We start from the raw sequence: 14,220 nt of genomic DNA, 5'->3' as shown, positions 1-14,220 counted from the left end.
CCGAAATGTTTCCATCATGCCGCAAACGATCATGCTCTTCGGGCGCAGGACCTTCCGGCACATTTATCTTCGATCGTTTCGTTCCAAGTTGGTAATGCAATGTCATATGTTAGGTCGGTTCTCTTGAGCGGGGCTGTGGGAGAGCCATCAAGAAAACACAACTTTTATTTTACAGGAAGGGCAAATAATACGCAAGCTTTTTTTAAAGCTTTACCGCTAAAATATCGCTTTGCGGTTAATCGAACAGATCGCCAAACACATCAAGCACGGACTTTTTCTTCTTATGCTTATAGTGTTTGTCATAACCGTGTTGCGAGTATCGCGGATCATATCCCTGTTGCCCCTGTTGGGGGTAGCCGCCGTACCCCTCGTTGGACTTCGGCTTTGGCCGGTCGTAATCCCGCTCGTACCACTCGTTGAAAGCCGGCCGGATTTCCCGCACTTCGCTCATCAGCTTCTCCAACTCGCCGCGGTCCAGCCAAACCCCTTTGCAATCCGGGCAAACATCGATCAAGACGCCATCCTTCTCCACTTCTCTCATGCGCACATCATTACATACCGGACATTTCATGCAAAAAACCTCCTTGGGCTATGCCAATAATCACATTTTTAAATATGTTACGTATGAGTCCGTCCGGGGTTTCACAACTGAAGGGCTGTTTCGTCGTATTCGACGCTCCACAGCATCAAGCCTTTGCTTTCGGCCGTGGGGCCGGCTGCCTCGCGGTTGCGCGCTTCGAGAATGAGCGGAATGTCCTCCGGCTTACGCTTGCCCTCTCCGATCTCCAGCATCGTGCCTACAATGATGCGAACCATGTGCTGCAAAAAGCCGTTGCCGGTAAAATACAAGTGAATAACGCCCTGCCCATCACTGCCGGAAGCATCCGGCGATGTCTCCGTTTCCAGCCGGGCATCATAAATCGTGCGAACATGACTGGGTTGCGTGGAATGGCGCGAGGCGAAGGAGGTGTAATCATGCGTACCGACCAAAAAGGCCAGCCCTAAGCGCATCGCCTCAATATCGAGCCGGCCGTAATGGTGCAGCTGGTAGTTTCGTTGAAACACGTCGGGAAAACGGTTCCCGTTGATCGTATAGCGATATGTTTTGCGTTTGGCCGACCGTCTGGAATGAAAGGATAGCGGCACCTCTCTGGCCGAAGTCACCCGGATATCGGAAGGAAGACGGCTGTTCAGCGCCAGGCACCAGCGTTCCACCGGAATCTTCGCCGCCGTCGGGAAATTAAACGGCTGCTGGCGGGCGTGTACGCCGGCATCCGTGCGTCCGGAGCCGTGGATTTTCACCCGCTCCCCGGTGAGCCCGAAGATCGCTGCTTCCAAATGGTCCTGCACGGTGTTGCCGCCTGGCTGGGTTTGAAAACCGTAATAGTTCGTGCCGTCGTAACTGACGGTCATTAGCAAGTTGCGCATCGGTTCCTTCCTTCCTGAGTCGCTGAGTGGTCTACATATGTTGAATTAATGGCTGGTCGGATGGAGGCAGACGTGTGAAATGTTCTTACGATCGCTGCTGTTCGCGGATTTCTTTGATTTAGTAAATTCAAACATGGTAGAAATCCGCTCACAAAGGCGAACGCTCCGCTTCTTCAGAATCATTTCAGCCTCTTGCCTATTTTCCTCCCTGTCTCAAGCTCAGCTTATGCAGACTCACAGAAAAAAACTCTCCGAAAGCTTAGCCATAAGGCGAGCCGACAGAGAGTTTTACACGCTTTGTTTGGGGAGATCCCCGTAAATTACGCCCGGTCTACCAGTTCCAGATAAACCATAGGAGCAGAGTCGCCGCGGCGGGGTCCCAATTTCAAGATACGGGTATATCCGCCCGGACGCCCGGAGTAACGAGCCGCCAGTTCAGTGAACAGCTTTTGGATTGCGTCCTGCTCACCGTCGATCGATTCGCGGCGAACGTAAGCCGCCACTTGACGACGGGCGTGCAAATCTCCGCGTTTAGCTTTGGTGATCAGCTTTTCAGCGATCGAACGAACTTCTTTCGCTTTCGCCTCCGTCGTTTGGATGCGCTCGTACAAGAACAGGTCCGTTACCAGGTCACGGAACAAAGCTTTACGTGCGCTGGAATCGCGGCCCAATTTTTGGTATGCCATGAGTTTTCCCTCCTTCGCTAAAACGAATCGTGATCTTATTCTTCAGTGCGTAGTCCCAAACCAAGCTCCTCGAGCTTCTCTTGAACTTCCTCCAAAGACTTGCGGCCAAGGTTGCGCACCTTCATCATATCTTCTTCGGTTTTCGTCGTCAGCTCTTGCACCGTGTTAATGCCGGCACGCTTGAGGCAGTTATAGGAACGAACGGAGAGATCAAGCTCTTCAATCGTCATTTCAAGCACTTTTTCTTTCTTGTCTTCTTCCTTCTCAACCATGATTTCAGCGTCCTTCGCTTCGTCCGTCAATCCGACGAACAGGAAGAGATGCTCGGTCAAAATTTTCGCGCCGAGGCTAACCGCTTCTTCAGGTTTGATACTGCCATCGGTCCACACTTCAAGCGTCAGCTTGTCATAGTTGGTCACTTGGCCAACGCGGGTGTTCTCCACCACATAATTGACGCGAGTAATCGGGGTATAGATCGAATCGACGGGAATGACACCAATCGGTTGATCATCTCGTTTATTCCGATCTGCCTGAACATAACCACGGCCGCGGCCCGCATAAATGCGCATGTGAAGTCTCGAACCCGGTTCCATCGTTGCGATATGCAGATCCGGATTCAAAATTTCCACGTCGCTGTCCGCACGGATATCCCCTGCCGTAATCACGCCTTCGCCTTCCGCATCGATTTCGAGAATTTTCTCTTCATCGGAGTGGATTTTCAGCGAGAGAGCTTTCAGGTTCAGGATGATTTCCGTAACGTCTTCCATGACGCCCGGGATGGTCGAGAATTCATGCAGAACTCCATCGATTTGGACCGAGGTTACCGCAGCACCCGGCAAAGAAGATAGCAAAATCCGGCGAAGCGAGTTGCCCAGTGTGGTGCCATATCCACGCTCAAGTGGTTCTACTACAAATTTCCCATAGGTGCCTTCTTCGTTAACTTCTACGGTCTCAATTTTTGGTTTTTCGATTTCTATCACGAAGTACCCCTCCTTCAAAACGTCGTTCCTTTGAAACTGCCTTGTTTGCTGAAGTCGATCATGTAGTATGCCTAAACAACCATTGTTACCAAGTGGCGCTGTTGTTATACCACATTCAGTACGGCTTCATTAAACGCGGCGGCGTTTTGGAGGACGGCAGCCGTTGTGAGGAATCGGAGTCACGTCTTTAATCATGTTTACTTCAAGACCTGCCGCTTGCAGCGAGCGGATAGCGGCTTCACGGCCGGCGCCAGGACCTTTGACCATAACTTCAACAGTCTTCATGCCATGCTCCATAGCCGCTTTTGCAGCCGATTCCGCGGCCATTTGCGCGGCAAACGGCGTCGACTTACGGGAGCCTTTGAAACCGAGATTACCGGAGCTTGCCCAAGAGATCGCGTTGCCGTGCGGATCCGTAATGGTAACGATCGTATTGTTGAAGGTGGAGCGGATATGTGCCACACCAGATTCGATATTTTTCCGGTCACGACGTTTCGTGCGTACGACTTTTTTTGGTTTAGCCATTGTCTGTTATCCCCCCTTCTTATTTCTTCTTGTTCGCTACCGTACGACGAGGACCCTTGCGAGTACGGGCATTCGTTTTCGTACGTTGTCCGCGAACCGGCAAGCCGCGACGGTGACGCACACCGCGGTAGCAGCCGATTTCGATCAAACGTTTAATATTTAAGGAAATTTCACGACGCAGGTCGCCTTCCACCTTGACCGTTTTGTCGATCGTTTCGCGTAGTTTGCTAACCTCATCTTCCGTCAAATCACGAACACGAGTGTCCGGATTGATGCCTGTTTCTTTCAGGATTTTCTGGGAAGTCGTTTTACCGATTCCGAAAATGTAAGTTAAGGCGATCTCAACGCGTTTATCACGTGGCAAATCCACACCAGCAATACGTGCCATTTTACGCTACACCCCCTTCTATTAACCTTGTTTTTGTTTGTGTTTCGGATTTTCGCAAATCACCATGACATTGCCTTTGCGACGAATGACTTTGCATTTTTCGCAAATCGGCTTTACAGAAGGTCTTACCTTCATGTTGATTACCTCCTAAAAGTTTTACGTTAAGTAAAACTAACTTCGAAAGCACGAGCATGTTTTGCGCAGCAAAACGCTCTTCGTAAGATAAACCAAGTTTTACGGATGTAAAACTTTCTCGTCAGCATTGGTTTGAAACAACTCAACCTGCATATTGTACCACAAAACAGCGGCATATGCCAGAGCCAACTATTTACGGTAAGTGATCCGGCCTTTTGACAAATCATAAGGCGACAGTTGGACAACCACTTTGTCCCCGGTCAAAATACGGATAAAGTGCATCCGCAGCTTCCCGGAAACATGAGCGAGAATTTGATGGCCATTCTCCAGCTCAACCTTGAATGTTGCATTCGGCAGCGGTTCAATGACCGTGCCTTCGACTTCAATGACATCTTCTTTAGCCACAGTCAGTCTCCTTTCTCTTCAGCCTCGGAACTTTCGGATTTCAAATAGACAAGCACGGCGTGACGCAGCTTCGCATTTGTAACCCGGCCGCTCTCCTGCAAACTATGAACAACCTCGCTGCTGACCGTGGGCAGTAGCTCAAGATGCTGGAGGTTTTTTCGTTTCGGCTGGTCAAACTTGCGTTTGTCCCCGTCCGCGATCAGGACGAACCTGTCGTCCACGATCTGCACGATCACATTCACCGTCCCGGCATCCCTGCCTTTTAGAACTTTCACCAATTGGCCCGGCTGCGCTTCCGAACGTTGTTTCACATTCATCACCTACGCGTCCAGCTTTGTGAAAATTTCCATACCGTCAGGCGTTACGGCCACCGTATGCTCGAAATGAGCGCACAACGAACCGTCCACCGTAACGACCGTCCAATTGTCATCCAGCGTTTTGACATACCTTTTCCCCATGTTAACCATCGGTTCGATCGCCAGGACCATCCCGGGTTTGAGCCGCGGCCCCCGGTCAGGCATGCCGTAGTTCGGAATTTGCGGTTCTTCGTGCAGCTTGGATCCAATGCCGTGTCCGACATATTCCCGAACGACGGAAAAACCCGCAGCCTCGATATGCTGCTGAATCGCATGCGAAATCGTGAACAAACGGACATCCGGCTTGACGAGCGCCAGGCCCGCGTACAGCGATCCTTCGGTCACTTCAAGCAACCGCTTGGCTTCCGCCGAAATTTCGCCCACCGGATAGGTCCACGCCGAGTCGCCGTGGTAGCCGCGATACTCCGCGCCGATATCCAAACTGATGATATCGCCTTCGTTCAATTTGCGTTTGCCGGGAAATCCGTGTACCAATTCTTCGTTGACCGAAGCGCAAATGCTGTAAGGAAAACCGTTGTAACCCTTGAAAGACGGCACGGCGCCCTGACTGCGAATAAATTTGTCGGCGATCTGATCGAGTTCCCCCGTCGTAATTCCTGGCTCAATCGATTGCGCCATGAGCCTGTGCGTTTCCGCTACGATTCGCCCAGCTTCTCGCATAAAGCCCAGTTCCGTTTCGGATTTACAGATGATCATTACACCTAACCTCGCAGTAAAGATACGATTTCTTTCGAGACCGCATCGATTTCCTGTTCGCCGTCCACTTGGCGCAGCAAACCTTTGTCTTCATAAAACTTCAGAAGCGGTGCCGTTTTGTTGATATATTCGTCCAAGCGGGTGCCTACCTTCTCCTCGGTATCGTCGGAGCGCTGGTACAGCTCGCCGCCGCATTTATCGCAGACACCCTCCTGCTTGGGAGGATTAAAGATCACATGATAAGTGGCGCCGCAGGATTTGCAAATCCGGCGTCCGGTCAGCCGCGCCAGCAGCTTGTTCCGGTCCACTTTCAGGTCGATAACGTGGTCAAGCTTGCGTCCCAGTTCCTTAAGCAGTTCCTCCAGCGATTCCGCTTGCGAAAGGGTTCTTGGAAAGCCGTCCAATAAAAAACCTTTTTCGCAATCGGACTGCTGCAGGCGCTCGCGGACGATGCCCACCGTGACGTCATCAGGCACCAGAAGGCCTTGATCAATATACTCCTTGGCTTTCATCCCTACGGGCGTTCCCTGTTTGATGGCCAAGCGGAACGCATCGCCGGTGGAGATGTGAGGAATACCGAATTCATTGACAATGACTTCGGCCTGTGTTCCTTTTCCCGCTCCGGGAGGTCCCATGAAAAGCAGGTTCATGTCTCTCACTCCCTCCAAAAATCGCACCATGTCAATAAACAGCACGATAGGTCCCAGGCGAGCCCAGCAGCAGCCCGATCCTGGTACCTATCGCCTATTTATTGATAAAGCCTTTATAGTGACGTTTGATCAGCTGACCTTCGATCGTCTTCATCGTATCCAGCGCAACGCCGATAACGATCAGGATCGAAGTACCGCCAATAAGAACCGTACGCGGCAGATTAGCCAATGCGCCGAGGCCCATAGGCAGAATGGAGATGGCCGCGAGGAACAGGGAACCGGTCATCGTCAAGCGGGTTAGAACCCGGATGAGATAAGTTTCGGTCGCTTTCCCCGGACGAATTCCCGGAATGTATCCGCCGTTTTTCTTCATATTCTCAGCCATTTGCTGCGGGTTCATCTGTACGAACGTATAGAAGAACGTAAAGCCGATGATCATGACCACATACAGCACGATTCCAAGCGGAGCATTCGTGGACAGGTTGTGGGTGACCCATTGCGCCCAGGCATGCGTCGACCAGAAGCTGGCGATCACGACCGGGAACTGCAGCAAGGAGACCGCAAAAATGACCGGAATAACGCCTGCGGCGTTGATTTTCAGCGGAATATGCGTATTTTGCCCGCCGTACATCTTATTGCCGACAACGCGTTTGGCGTACTGCACCGGAATCTTCCGGACGGCCTGCTGGATGTAAATGACACCGATGACGATCAGTACGCACACGAGGAGAATCGCGATGGATTTCACCACGTTCATGAATGCTTGCCCTTCAACGATAAATTCCGATTGGGCGATCGTTGTGATATGCGTAGGAAACGACGCAACGATTCCGGCAAAGATGATCAACGAGATCCCGTTGCCGATGCCTTTATCGGTAATTTGCTCACCAAGCCACATCAAGAACGAAGTGCCTGCGGTCAACACGATCGCAATAACCAGATAATCCGCAAAGGTCGCGTTAGGCACCATTTGCGTTCCATACAACCGATTGAAGCCAATCGATGTGGCAAACGCCTGAACGATAGCCAATATAACCGTACCGTAGCGGGTTACCTGGGCCATCTTCTTTTTCCCGTGCTCCCCTTGTTTAGCCCATTCCGCAAACTTCGGAACGACGTCCATGGACAAGAGCTGCACAATGATGGAAGCCGTGATATAAGGCATGATCCCGAGGGCGAAGATCGAGAAATTCGCCAAAGCGCCTCCCGAGAAGGTGTTCAAGAGCCCGAGCAGATTGTTTCCCGATTCGTTTACCGTCTGAAATACCGACGCATCAACGCCCGGAACCGGAACGAAAGATCCGATTCGGTAAATGAGAAAAATAAACAGCGTAAAGAGAATGCGGGTGCGCAGGTCCTGAACATGCCATATGTTCTTAATGGTTTTAAACATTAGATCACCTCGGTTTTACCGCCGGCAGCCTCGATTTTCTCTACCGCAGATTGGGAGAACTTGTTCGCTTTCACTGTCAATTTGACAGTAACTTCGCCGTTGCCGAGAATCTTGATGCCGCTCTTCGCGTCTTTCACGATTCCTTGTTCAAACAACAGTTCAGGAGTTACTTCCGTATCCGCCGCAAATTTGTTCAAATCTTGGATGTTGACAATCGCATACTCTTTCCGCGTCGGATTAATAAATCCGCGTTTCGGCAAGCGACGATACAACGGGTTTTGACCGCCTTCAAATCCCGGACGGACACCACCGCCGGAACGAGCGTTTTGACCTTTGTGACCACGGGTAGACGTTTTACCCATTCCGCTCCCCGTACCGCGGCCAACGCGCTTGCGCTCGTGGCGGGATCCGGGAGCCGGAGAAAGCTCATGTAACTTCATCGTTCGTTGCACCTCCTTATTTATTGTTGGTTCTTATATAATACTCAAAACCTGTTAGGCTTCGATTTCTTTAACCGAAACCAAGTGGCTTACTTGATTCACCATGCCGCGGATGGCCGGATTGTCGTTGTGAACCACGGTTTGGTTGATTTTGCGAAGACCCAAGGTTTTCACGGTAGTACGTTGGTTCTCCGGACGACCGATCAAACTACGCACGAGGGTAATTTGCAGTTTAGCCATGAGATTCCCTCCTTAACCGAGAAGTTCTTCGACGGTTTTACCGCGTAATTTCGCAACATCCTCAGCGCGTTTCAGACGGGACAAACCCTCCAAAGTCGCATTGACCATGTTGATGGAATTCGAAGAACCTAGAGATTTTGTCAAAATGTCGCCCACGCCAGCCAGCTCAAGCACAGCGCGAACCGGACCGCCGGCGATAACCCCGGTACCTTCAGACGCCGGTTTCAGGAGCACACGGCCGGCACCGAAATGTCCGGTAACCAGGTGAGGAATCGTCGTGCCTACGAGCGGAACGTGAATCAGGTTTTTCTTCGCATCTTCAATCCCTTTGCGAATCGCATCGGGAACTTCGCCTGCTTTACCGATGCCGGCGCCAACCCAACCTTTGCCGTCGCCGACAACCACGAGCGCGCTGAAGCTAAAACGACGTCCGCCTTTAACTACTTTAGCTACGCGGTTAATATTTACAACTCTTTCAGTCAGTTCTAAAGTGTTCGGATCTACACGCAAGTCGTTAACCTCCTTTTAGTGAATATTTTAGAATTCCAGACCTGCTTCGCGGGCTGCGTCAGCCAAAGCCTGAATCCGTCCATGATACAGGTAACCCCCACGGTCAAACACAACGCTCTTGTAGCCTTTGCCTACAGCGCGTTTCGCGATCAGTTCGCCGACTTTACGGGCGGATTCCACGTTGCCGCCGTTGCCGATCGATCCGTTCAGCTCTTTGTCCACGGTCGAAGCGCTAGCCAGCGTTACGCCTGCCACATCGTCGATCAGTTGGGCATAGATATGTTTGGAGGAACGGTATACGTTCAGTCTTGGACGTTCAGCCGTACCTTGAACTTTCGTCCGCACGCGCAGATGTCTTTTCAGACGAGCTTTGTTCTTATCGCCTTTTGTAATCATGACTTTCCTTTCACTCCCTTCGGTTTACCTTCAAGACGCCAGAAGGACAGGGCCGCTAAGCAGAAACTTATTTCTTCTTACCGGCTTTACCTTCCTTACGAATGATGCGTTCACCTTCATACTTGATCCCTTTGCCTTTGTAAGGCTCAGGCTCGCGAACGGAGCGGATTTTAGCGGCGTATTCGCCTACGCGCTCCTTATTGATCCCTTTAACGATGATCTTTGTATTCGAAGGTACTTCAAATTCGATGCCCTCTTCCGGAGTGATTTCAACCGGGTGAGAGTAACCTACGTTCAGAACGAGCTTTTTGCCGGACAAGCTTGCGCGATATCCGACGCCGACCAGTTCAAGCGACTTCGAGAAGCCTTCCGTTACCCCGCTGACCATGTTGTTCACTACCGAACGGGTCGTGCCATGCAGAGAACGATGTAATTTATTATCAGAAGGACGCTCAATGGTAATCACGTTGTCTTGAACCGTTACCTTGATGTCCTTATGCAGCTCACGAGACAAAGTACCTTTCGGTCCTTTTACCGTAATCACGGTGTTGTCGAGTGTGACGTTCACGCCACTTGGTACTGTAATTGGTTTGCGACCAATACGAGACATGTATTTGCACCTCCTTGTGATAAGACGTTAATTACCAAACGTAGCAAACAACTTCGCCGCCGGCTTTGGACTGACGAGCTTCCTTATCGGTCATAACTCCTTTGGATGTGGAGATGATCGCGATACCCAAACCGCCGAGGACACGAGGGATTTCGTTGCTTTTCGTGTACACGCGAAGGCCTGGCTTACTGATTCTCTTCAAACCGGAGATAACGCGTTCGTTGTTAGGGCCGTATTTCAGGAAAATACGGATGATCCCTTGCTTGTTATCATCGATATATTCTGCATCGCGGATGAAACCTTCACGCTTCAGGATTTCAGCGATTTGTTTCTTGATCGTCGAAGCAGGCAGTTCTACCGTTTCGTGACGCACTGTGTTCGCGTTGCGAATACGTGTAAGCATATCTGCAATTGGATCTGACATAGTCATACGTGTAAACCTCCTTCCCGTTGTTGATAAATTACCAGCTTGCTTTTTTCACGCCAGGAATCTGGCCTTTATAAGCTAATTCACGGAAACAAATTCTGCAAATTTTGAATTTTTGCAATACCGAGTGTGGACGACCACAACGTTCACAGCGGGTGTACGCCCGCACTTTGAATTTCGGTGCACGTTGTTGTTTAACTTTCATCGAAGTTTTTGCCACTTTAGCCTGACACCTCCCAGATAGTTTCGGAGAATAACGACTTGGTTACTTTGCAAAAGGCATGCCCAGCTGCGTCAACAGCTCACGGGCTTCTTCGTCGGTTTTTGCTGTCGTCACGATAACGATATCCATACCGCGAACTTTGTCGACTTGGTCGTATACGATCTCAGGGAAGATCAACTGTTCCTTGAGGCCAAGCGTATAGTTGCCGCGTCCGTCGAAAGCTTTCGTCGATACGCCGTGGAAGTCGCGCACGCGAGGAAGCGCAATGTTAAACAGTTTGTCTAGGAAGTAATACATGCGGTCGCCGCGAAGCGTTACTTTCACGCCGATCGGCATGTTCTCACGAAGTTTGAAACCGGCAATCGATTTCTTCGCACGCGTGATAACCGGCTTTTGGCCAGCGATCAGCTGCATATCGTTCACTGCGGAATCAAGCACCTTGGAGTTGGCCACGGCTTCGCCGACGCCCATATTGATAACGACTTTCTCGATTTTAGGCACTTGCATTACGGTTGTATAGTTGAATTTTTGAACCAAAGCAGGCGTCACTTCGTTCAAAAAGCGTTCTTTCAATCTTGCTGCCATGAATCATGGACCTCCTTTCTTACATTCCTGGATTAGTCGATTACTTCTCCGGATCTCTTGGCTACGCGAACTTTTTTGCCGTTGTCCAATACTTTGTAACCGATACGGGTTACTTTTCCGCTCTTCGGATCAACATGCATAACGTTCGAAACGTGAATCGGAGCTTCTTTCTCGATGATGCCGCCTTGCGGATTCAGCTGGTTAGGCTTTTGGTGTTTCTTGATCATGTTCACACCTTCCACAAGCACGCGGTTCTCACGAGGATAAGCGGCGATGACGCGGCCTTTCTTCCCTTTGTCTTTACCGGAGATCACGATGACCGTGTCGTCTTTCTTAACGTGAAGCTTATTGTTATGAGATTCAAGGATCTTTTTCAGTCTAGGCACTTGGTTTACACCTCCTGTTAAATCGGGGTAGGGGTTATTTAGATAACTTCCGGAGCCAAGGAAACGATCTTCATGAAGTCCTTGTCGCGAAGTTCACGGGCAACCGGACCGAAGATACGCGTTCCGCGCGGGCTTTTGTCTTCTTTGACAACAACCGCCGCGTTTTCGTCGAATGCGATGTAGGAACCGTCTTTACGGCGAACCGCACGTTTCGTACGAACGACAACCGCTCTGACTACGTCTCCTTTTTTGACAACGCCGCCTGGTGTTGCTTGTTTGACGGAACAAACGATCAGATCCCCGATTTGTGCTGTACGACGACCGGTACCGCCCAGAACGCGAATACACATCAATTCCTTCGCGCCGGAGTTGTCGGCAACCTGCAAACGTGTAAATGGTTGAATCATCGATATTTCCTCCTTTCAGCCTGTAGCCTTCGCTATCAGATAATAACCGCTTCTTCTACGACTTCAACGAGTCTCCAGCGTTTGTCTTTGGACAGCGGGCGAGTTTCGGCGATTTTTACGGTATCTCCGATTTTCGCGGTATTGTTCTCATCATGCGCTTTAAATTTTTTCGTGTATTTAATGCGCTTGTGGTACAGATCATGCTTCTTGTACGTTTCTACAGCAACAACGATCGTTTTGTCCATCTTGTCGCTGACGACTTTACCAATTTGCACTTTACGGCTGTTACGTTCGCTCATGGTTAGCCTCCTTCCTGGACTTGGCATTTCGCTTAACGCTTAGGCGCTTCTTAACTGATGATCCCGAGTTCTCTTTCACGTAATACGGTTTTAGCACGAGCTATTTCCTTGCGCACGTCACGGATCCGAGTCGGGTTATCGAGTTGGCCGGTAGCCAACTGAAAACGGAGGTTAAAGAGTTCTTCTTTAAACCCGGCGATTTTTTGTTCGATTTCTGCAGTGGTTAAGTTGCGAAGTTCATTAGCTTTCATTTGCTTCACCACCCAATTCTTCACGTTTCACAAACTTCGTTTTGATCGGCAGTTTGTGGGCGGCAAGACGCATAGCTTCGCGTGCGATTTCCTCCGATACACCGGCAAGCTCAAACAGAATCTTGCCAGGCTTCACAACTGCGACCCATTTTTCTACGTTACCTTTACCGCTACCCATCCGGACTTCAAGAGGCTTTTGAGTAATCGGCTTGTCAGGGAAAATTTTGATCCATACTTTACCGCCCCGTTTGATGTAACGCGTCATTGCAATACGCGCCGCTTCAATTTGGCGGTTGGTGATCCAAGTCGGCTCAAGAGCCTGCAGGCCGAATTCGCCGAAGTTCAGTTCGGTGCCGCCTTTAGCTTGGCCTCTCATATTACCGCGTTGCTGCTTGCGGTGTTTTACGCGCTTTGGTACCAACATGATTAGTTGCCTCCTTCCTGAGCAGCTTGTTGTTTCTTAGCCGTAGGAAGAACCTCTCCACGATAGATCCATACTTTTACGCCGATGCGGCCGTAAGTCGTATGCGCTTCTGCCGTACCGTAATCGATGTCGGCGCGGAGCGTATGAAGTGGAACAGTTCCTTCACTGTAGCCTTCCGTACGGGCAATTTCAGCACCGCCGAGACGGCCGCTGACTGCCGTTTTGATCCCTTTCGCTCCCGAACGCATCGTTCTTTGAATCGCTTGTTTCAGCGCACGACGGAAAGAAACGCGGCGTTCCAGTTGTTGTGCGATGCTTTCTGCGACCAGAATCGCGTCAAGATCAGGGTGTTTGATTTCAGAAATGTTGATGTGAACCTTTTTGCCGCCTGCGATTTTCGTAATTTCCCCGCGCAGGATTTCCACTTCCGAACCGCCTTTACCGATAACCATGCCCGGTTTGGCTGTGTGGATCGTTACGTTCACACGATTTGCCGCTCTCTCGATTTCAATCCGAGATACCGCGGAGTCTTTCAGTTTGTTTTTCAGGTGTTCACGAATTTTAACGTCTTCCAGCAAAAGATCACCAAAATCTTTGCCAGCGTACCATTTGGATTCCCAATCACGGATAATCCCTACTCGTAGTCCGACCGGATTTACCTTTTGGCCCACACGTTTTCCCTCCTTATTTTTCGGATACCACCAATGTAATGTGGCTGGTGCGTTTGTTGATCCGGCTAGCGCGACCCATTGCCCGCGGACGGAAACGTTTCATCGTCGGGCCTTGGTTGACGTACGCTTGCGTAATCACCAATTTATTAACGTCCATAGAATAGTTATGTTCAGCGTTGGCAATCGCCGAATTCAAAAGCTTCTCCACGATCGGGGAAGCCGCCTTTGGCGTGTGGCGCAGAATCGCGATCGCATCGCCGACTTGCTTGCCGCGGATCAGATCGACTACGAGCTGAGCCTTGCGCGGAGCAATGCGGATAGATCTTGCATGTGCTTTAGCTTCCATGTGTAATGACCTCCTCTCAAGCGAAGAACTTATTGGAATTAACGTCTCGTTTTCTTATCGTCATCCGTATGACCTTTGTAGGTACGGGTTGGGGCAAATTCGCCCAGTTTGTGTCCGACCATATCCTCGGTTACGTATACCGGAACGTGTTTGCGTCCGTCGTATACACCAAACGTATGACCAATGAATTGCGGGAAGATCGTGGAGCGGCGGGACCAGGTTTTGATCACGACTTTTTTGCTCGACGCGTTCATTTCCTCCACTTTCTTCAACAGGTAACCATCAACAAAAGGCCCCTTTTTCAGACTGCGACCCATTCATTTATCCTCCCTTCGTCTGACT

General features: G+C 50.5%; 28 protein-coding genes. All 28 read right to left on the bottom strand.

Annotated elements, in window-relative coordinates; translation table 11 throughout:
• Positions 1–235: 235 nt before the first annotated feature.
• The 28 genes from NYE74_RS07910 to rpsS all read right to left on the bottom strand — a co-directional run bounded on the left by NYE74_RS07910 (position 236) and on the right by rpsS (position 14,195).
• Positions 236–571 (bottom strand): TFIIB-type zinc ribbon-containing protein, encoded by a 336-nt coding sequence (locus tag NYE74_RS07910; protein ID WP_036619554.1) that lies wholly within the window; start codon positions 569–571, stop codon positions 236–238.
• Positions 572–642: 71 nt separating this feature from the next.
• Positions 643–1,428 (bottom strand): tRNA pseudouridine(38-40) synthase TruA, encoded by a 786-nt coding sequence (gene truA / locus NYE74_RS07905; protein ID WP_124333534.1) that lies wholly within the window; start codon positions 1,426–1,428, stop codon positions 643–645.
• 320 nt (positions 1,429–1,748) lie between these two features.
• Complete coding sequence (gene rplQ, locus NYE74_RS07900; protein ID WP_124333533.1) at positions 1,749–2,114, bottom strand: 50S ribosomal protein L17; 366 nt, start codon at positions 2,112–2,114, stop codon at positions 1,749–1,751.
• A gap of 35 nt (positions 2,115–2,149) precedes the next feature.
• Positions 2,150–3,094 (bottom strand): DNA-directed RNA polymerase subunit alpha, encoded by a 945-nt coding sequence (locus NYE74_RS07895; protein ID WP_036619549.1) that lies wholly within the window; start codon positions 3,092–3,094, stop codon positions 2,150–2,152.
• Positions 3,095–3,223: 129 nt separating this feature from the next.
• Positions 3,224–3,619 (bottom strand): 30S ribosomal protein S11, encoded by a 396-nt coding sequence (gene rpsK, locus NYE74_RS07890; protein ID WP_036619547.1) that lies wholly within the window; start codon positions 3,617–3,619, stop codon positions 3,224–3,226.
• A 19-nt stretch (positions 3,620–3,638) separates the two neighbouring features.
• A complete protein-coding gene (rpsM, locus tag NYE74_RS07885; protein ID WP_016310723.1) occupies positions 3,639–4,007 on the bottom strand; it encodes a 30S ribosomal protein S13 in 369 nt (122 codons plus the stop codon).
• Positions 4,008–4,028: 21 nt separating this feature from the next.
• A complete protein-coding gene (rpmJ, locus tag NYE74_RS07880; protein ID WP_003333770.1) occupies positions 4,029–4,142 on the bottom strand; it encodes a 50S ribosomal protein L36 in 114 nt (37 codons plus the stop codon).
• Between the two features lie 189 nt (positions 4,143–4,331).
• Positions 4,332–4,547 carry a translation initiation factor IF-1 gene (gene infA / locus NYE74_RS07875; RefSeq protein ID WP_018753971.1) on the bottom strand — a complete coding sequence of 72 codons (216 nt, stop codon included), beginning with the start codon at positions 4,545–4,547 and terminating at the stop codon, positions 4,332–4,334.
• A gap of 2 nt (positions 4,548–4,549) precedes the next feature.
• Positions 4,550–4,864 (bottom strand): KOW domain-containing RNA-binding protein, encoded by a 315-nt coding sequence (locus tag NYE74_RS07870; protein ID WP_124333532.1) that lies wholly within the window; start codon positions 4,862–4,864, stop codon positions 4,550–4,552.
• A gap of 3 nt (positions 4,865–4,867) precedes the next feature.
• Positions 4,868–5,620, bottom strand: coding sequence for a type I methionyl aminopeptidase (gene map, locus NYE74_RS07865; RefSeq protein ID WP_036619543.1), 753 nt, complete (start codon positions 5,618–5,620; stop codon positions 4,868–4,870).
• 5 nt (positions 5,621–5,625) lie between these two features.
• Positions 5,626–6,270 carry an adenylate kinase gene (locus tag NYE74_RS07860; protein ID WP_036619541.1) on the bottom strand — a complete coding sequence of 215 codons (645 nt, stop codon included), beginning with the start codon at positions 6,268–6,270 and terminating at the stop codon, positions 5,626–5,628.
• Positions 6,271–6,364: 94 nt separating this feature from the next.
• Positions 6,365–7,663 (bottom strand): preprotein translocase subunit SecY, encoded by a 1,299-nt coding sequence (gene secY / locus NYE74_RS07855; protein ID WP_036619539.1) that lies wholly within the window; start codon positions 7,661–7,663, stop codon positions 6,365–6,367.
• On the bottom strand, positions 7,663–8,103 hold the full coding sequence (gene rplO / locus NYE74_RS07850) for a 50S ribosomal protein L15 (RefSeq protein WP_036619537.1): 441 nt from the start codon (positions 8,101–8,103) through the stop codon (positions 7,663–7,665). The genes secY and rplO overlap by 1 nt, the downstream gene beginning before the upstream one ends.
• Before the next feature lie 54 nt (positions 8,104–8,157).
• The gene (gene rpmD, locus NYE74_RS07845; protein ID WP_036619536.1) at positions 8,158–8,343 is read right to left on the bottom strand and encodes a 50S ribosomal protein L30; all 186 of its coding nucleotides are present in this window, start codon (positions 8,341–8,343) and stop codon (positions 8,158–8,160) included.
• Between the two features lie 12 nt (positions 8,344–8,355).
• Positions 8,356–8,853: a 30S ribosomal protein S5 gene (gene rpsE, locus NYE74_RS07840; RefSeq protein WP_036619535.1), complete on the bottom strand. Its 498-nt coding sequence runs from the start codon at positions 8,851–8,853 to the stop codon at positions 8,356–8,358.
• 27 nt (positions 8,854–8,880) lie between these two features.
• Positions 8,881–9,249, bottom strand: coding sequence for a 50S ribosomal protein L18 (rplR, locus tag NYE74_RS07835; RefSeq protein WP_036619534.1), 369 nt, complete (start codon positions 9,247–9,249; stop codon positions 8,881–8,883).
• Positions 9,250–9,316: 67 nt separating this feature from the next.
• A complete protein-coding gene (rplF, locus tag NYE74_RS07830) occupies positions 9,317–9,859 on the bottom strand; it encodes a 50S ribosomal protein L6 (RefSeq protein ID WP_036619533.1) in 543 nt (180 codons plus the stop codon).
• A 31-nt stretch (positions 9,860–9,890) separates the two neighbouring features.
• Positions 9,891–10,289 (bottom strand): 30S ribosomal protein S8, encoded by a 399-nt coding sequence (gene rpsH / locus NYE74_RS07825; protein WP_036619532.1) that lies wholly within the window; start codon positions 10,287–10,289, stop codon positions 9,891–9,893.
• 31 nt (positions 10,290–10,320) lie between these two features.
• The gene (locus NYE74_RS07820) at positions 10,321–10,506 is read right to left on the bottom strand and encodes a type Z 30S ribosomal protein S14 (RefSeq protein WP_010348808.1); all 186 of its coding nucleotides are present in this window, start codon (positions 10,504–10,506) and stop codon (positions 10,321–10,323) included.
• 45 nt (positions 10,507–10,551) lie between these two features.
• Complete coding sequence (gene rplE / locus NYE74_RS07815; protein WP_036619531.1) at positions 10,552–11,094, bottom strand: 50S ribosomal protein L5; 543 nt, start codon at positions 11,092–11,094, stop codon at positions 10,552–10,554.
• Positions 11,095–11,126: 32 nt separating this feature from the next.
• Positions 11,127–11,480 carry a 50S ribosomal protein L24 gene (rplX, locus tag NYE74_RS07810; protein ID WP_082207655.1) on the bottom strand — a complete coding sequence of 118 codons (354 nt, stop codon included), beginning with the start codon at positions 11,478–11,480 and terminating at the stop codon, positions 11,127–11,129.
• A gap of 38 nt (positions 11,481–11,518) precedes the next feature.
• The gene (gene rplN / locus NYE74_RS07805) at positions 11,519–11,887 is read right to left on the bottom strand and encodes a 50S ribosomal protein L14 (RefSeq protein WP_036619525.1); all 369 of its coding nucleotides are present in this window, start codon (positions 11,885–11,887) and stop codon (positions 11,519–11,521) included.
• Between the two features lie 35 nt (positions 11,888–11,922).
• Positions 11,923–12,186, bottom strand: a complete 264-nt coding sequence (rpsQ, locus tag NYE74_RS07800) for a 30S ribosomal protein S17 (protein ID WP_036619522.1) — start codon at positions 12,184–12,186, stop codon at positions 11,923–11,925.
• A gap of 50 nt (positions 12,187–12,236) precedes the next feature.
• On the bottom strand, positions 12,237–12,437 hold the full coding sequence (rpmC, locus tag NYE74_RS07795; protein WP_018759704.1) for a 50S ribosomal protein L29: 201 nt from the start codon (positions 12,435–12,437) through the stop codon (positions 12,237–12,239).
• Entirely contained in the window at positions 12,427–12,861 is a 435-nt protein-coding gene (gene rplP, locus NYE74_RS07790; protein WP_036619518.1) for a 50S ribosomal protein L16, read from the bottom strand. The genes rpmC and rplP overlap by 11 nt, the downstream gene beginning before the upstream one ends.
• Before the next feature lie 2 nt (positions 12,862–12,863).
• On the bottom strand, positions 12,864–13,532 hold the full coding sequence (gene rpsC, locus NYE74_RS07785; protein WP_036619517.1) for a 30S ribosomal protein S3: 669 nt from the start codon (positions 13,530–13,532) through the stop codon (positions 12,864–12,866).
• Positions 13,533–13,545: 13 nt separating this feature from the next.
• Positions 13,546–13,878, bottom strand: coding sequence for a 50S ribosomal protein L22 (gene rplV, locus NYE74_RS07780; RefSeq protein WP_009226643.1), 333 nt, complete (start codon positions 13,876–13,878; stop codon positions 13,546–13,548).
• A 38-nt stretch (positions 13,879–13,916) separates the two neighbouring features.
• Complete coding sequence (gene rpsS, locus NYE74_RS07775; protein ID WP_036619516.1) at positions 13,917–14,195, bottom strand: 30S ribosomal protein S19; 279 nt, start codon at positions 14,193–14,195, stop codon at positions 13,917–13,919.
• Positions 14,196–14,220: the final 25 nt, after the last annotated feature.

Origin of the sequence: Paenibacillus sp. FSL P4-0127, assembly GCF_038007325.1 — a bacterium.
In the GTDB taxonomy this organism is placed as follows: domain Bacteria; phylum Bacillota; class Bacilli; order Paenibacillales; family Paenibacillaceae; genus Fontibacillus; species Fontibacillus macerans.
Note: the sequence above shows the minus strand (reverse complement) of the source record. Positions and strands in the feature narration are given on the sequence as shown.

What these genes read in the sequence shown, in the direction of transcription:
- NYE74_RS07910 (WP_036619554.1), bottom strand. Translation starts at nt 571, where the DNA reads ATGAAATGTCCGGTATGTAATGATGTGCGCATGAGAGAAGTGGAGAAG.
- truA (WP_124333534.1), bottom strand. Translation starts at nt 1,428, where the DNA reads ATGCGCAACTTGCTAATGACCGTCAGTTACGACGGCACGAACTATTAC.
- rplQ (WP_124333533.1), bottom strand. Translation starts at nt 2,114, where the DNA reads ATGGCATACCAAAAATTGGGCCGCGATTCCAGCGCACGTAAAGCTTTG.
- rpsK (WP_036619547.1), bottom strand. Translation starts at nt 3,619, where the DNA reads ATGGCTAAACCAAAAAAAGTCGTACGCACGAAACGTCGTGACCGGAAA.
- rpsM (WP_016310723.1), bottom strand. Translation starts at nt 4,007, where the DNA reads ATGGCACGTATTGCTGGTGTGGATTTGCCACGTGATAAACGCGTTGAG.
- rpmJ (WP_003333770.1), bottom strand. Translation starts at nt 4,142, where the DNA reads ATGAAGGTAAGACCTTCTGTAAAGCCGATTTGCGAAAAATGCAAAGTC.
- NYE74_RS07870 (WP_124333532.1), bottom strand. Translation starts at nt 4,864, where the DNA reads ATGAATGTGAAACAACGTTCGGAAGCGCAGCCGGGCCAATTGGTGAAA.
- map (WP_036619543.1), bottom strand. Translation starts at nt 5,620, where the DNA reads ATGATCATCTGTAAATCCGAAACGGAACTGGGCTTTATGCGAGAAGCT.
- NYE74_RS07860 (WP_036619541.1), bottom strand. Translation starts at nt 6,270, where the DNA reads ATGAACCTGCTTTTCATGGGACCTCCCGGAGCGGGAAAAGGAACACAG.
- secY (WP_036619539.1), bottom strand. Translation starts at nt 7,663, where the DNA reads ATGTTTAAAACCATTAAGAACATATGGCATGTTCAGGACCTGCGCACC.
- rplO (WP_036619537.1), bottom strand. Translation starts at nt 8,103, where the DNA reads ATGAAGTTACATGAGCTTTCTCCGGCTCCCGGATCCCGCCACGAGCGC.
- rpmD (WP_036619536.1), bottom strand. Translation starts at nt 8,343, where the DNA reads ATGGCTAAACTGCAAATTACCCTCGTGCGTAGTTTGATCGGTCGTCCG.
- rplR (WP_036619534.1), bottom strand. Translation starts at nt 9,249, where the DNA reads ATGATTACAAAAGGCGATAAGAACAAAGCTCGTCTGAAAAGACATCTG.
- rplF (WP_036619533.1), bottom strand. Translation starts at nt 9,859, where the DNA reads ATGTCTCGTATTGGTCGCAAACCAATTACAGTACCAAGTGGCGTGAAC.
- rpsH (WP_036619532.1), bottom strand. Translation starts at nt 10,289, where the DNA reads ATGACTATGTCAGATCCAATTGCAGATATGCTTACACGTATTCGCAAC.
- rplE (WP_036619531.1), bottom strand. Translation starts at nt 11,094, where the DNA reads ATGGCAGCAAGATTGAAAGAACGCTTTTTGAACGAAGTGACGCCTGCT.
- rplN (WP_036619525.1), bottom strand. Translation starts at nt 11,887, where the DNA reads ATGATTCAACCATTTACACGTTTGCAGGTTGCCGACAACTCCGGCGCG.
- rpsQ (WP_036619522.1), bottom strand. Translation starts at nt 12,186, where the DNA reads ATGAGCGAACGTAACAGCCGTAAAGTGCAAATTGGTAAAGTCGTCAGC.
- rpmC (WP_018759704.1), bottom strand. Translation starts at nt 12,437, where the DNA reads ATGAAAGCTAATGAACTTCGCAACTTAACCACTGCAGAAATCGAACAA.
- rplP (WP_036619518.1), bottom strand. Translation starts at nt 12,861, where the DNA reads ATGTTGGTACCAAAGCGCGTAAAACACCGCAAGCAGCAACGCGGTAAT.
- rplV (WP_009226643.1), bottom strand. Translation starts at nt 13,878, where the DNA reads ATGGAAGCTAAAGCACATGCAAGATCTATCCGCATTGCTCCGCGCAAG.
- rpsS (WP_036619516.1), bottom strand. Translation starts at nt 14,195, where the DNA reads ATGGGTCGCAGTCTGAAAAAGGGGCCTTTTGTTGATGGTTACCTGTTG.